Raw genomic sequence first — 1474 nt, 5'->3', positions numbered from 1 at the left:
CTCAGATCGCTCTGCATAGGCTTTAAATTCATAAGACATTCCTATTGAATTCTTTTCATACATACCACCTGTAAGCTGTAAGCTTAGAAATTCAACCTGGCGCAATCTTGCCTTAAATCCATGCAATCTATCATAACTCAAAAATCCACTCAGATCCCCTAAAATTCCAGCTGCTAATTCCCATTCTGCCATAATTAAAAATCCATCACTTAAATGAGCTAGGCCCCTATTTTTTTCTACCTCTTCATATAAATAAGCAAGATCTTTATTTATAAGCTTACCATCCTCATCTACTCCTGCATAGGCTTCATAAGGTATATCTATAACAGCACTTCTTAAGCCACTTCGTATCACTAAATACTTATATCTTTCCCTCTTGGTCTTTAAGCTTTCATAATAAGCCTTTTCTTTTTTGGTCCAAGGAGCTATCTTGCCTCTTGGGGGATCATTTAGATATAAATCTTGCCAAGCCTTAAATTCAAGTAGCGTTGAGCTAGCTCCTGTTTTTAAGGTAGGATCTAAGTAAATGGGCTTGTAGGATTTATAAGGAGAGGACTGTTTTATATGATGAGCTTTTAGGACGATCTTAGAGTATTGTTTGGTGTATCTTCCTGTTTGCAATCTTCTTTCAGCAAATTGTATATCATTTGTTTTTTTATCTACCTTTATACCTAAGCCATTTGGCATATAAATCATATATGTTTCACTCATAATCTCATCCTATCCATAAGCCATCTTTCATTATGATGGTAACAGCCAATCTTCCTATGAATTTAGGTCGGAGATCTTGTTCTGATTGCACTGGGTTATCATTTGTAGATGATCCTTGCTCATCATTATATTCACAGTTGCTTTGCGAATTTACATCCTCATCACTTTGAAGCCAACCCACATACAAGGCCTTGATATTATTCTGTCCTATGATATGCAAGGCTCTTAAAAAATTTCTATGCTTGTCTTGATTTGCTGTGTTGTTTGTAAGATCAGCATTAAAGCAGTTGCTGTATATATCATCTAAATAATTCATAGCTGTATGATAAGCATCTATGGCTGAGGGCTGTGAAGGATCTTCTTTTTTTATACCCTTACTTTCTATGCACTTATACTCTTCATAAAGTGCCTTTCTTCTTTCATCTTGTTGTATATTTTGCATAGCCTCATTAATATTAGCTATATGCACTTTTTGAGTCTCACTTGCCTTTGATGAGTGTTTAAAGTCCTCTTCATCTTGTATAAGCTTTAAAGATCTTGGCCTAACTAGCAAATCCTGCTTATAATTTCTTGCATTAAAAAAGGCGATTGATACTTTTAGCTGATATAATTACGGCTGAAAGGTTGGTAAAATCGATGTTAAACAAGTATATATTTTTGTCGCACATTTCGGAGCGAAAATTTCGGCAAATTTTGGAGTGCTTTTGTGCTGATATTTGCGTGAGCAAAATCGCCGTTTTGTGTAAGGTTTCTCGTCCTTGTG

At 35.3% G+C, this 1474-nt stretch carries 1 protein-coding gene and 1 pseudogene; both read right to left on the bottom strand.

The window, feature by feature from the left end; all coding sequences use genetic code 11:
- Positions 1-711: pseudogene (locus DMC01_RS12430) on the bottom strand (hypothetical protein); the annotation flags it as partial.
- Between the two features lie 4 nt (positions 712-715).
- Positions 716-1264: a hypothetical protein gene (locus DMC01_RS12425; RefSeq protein WP_142694498.1), complete on the bottom strand. Its 549-nt coding sequence runs from the start codon at positions 1262-1264 to the stop codon at positions 716-718.
- Between the last annotated feature and the right edge of the window lie 210 nt (positions 1265-1474).

It is taken from the genome of Campylobacter troglodytis (assembly GCF_006864425.1).
GTDB classification, from domain to species: Bacteria; Campylobacterota; Campylobacteria; order Campylobacterales; family Campylobacteraceae; genus Campylobacter_D; species Campylobacter_D troglodytis.
This window is presented reverse-complemented; position numbering and strand designations above follow the sequence as displayed.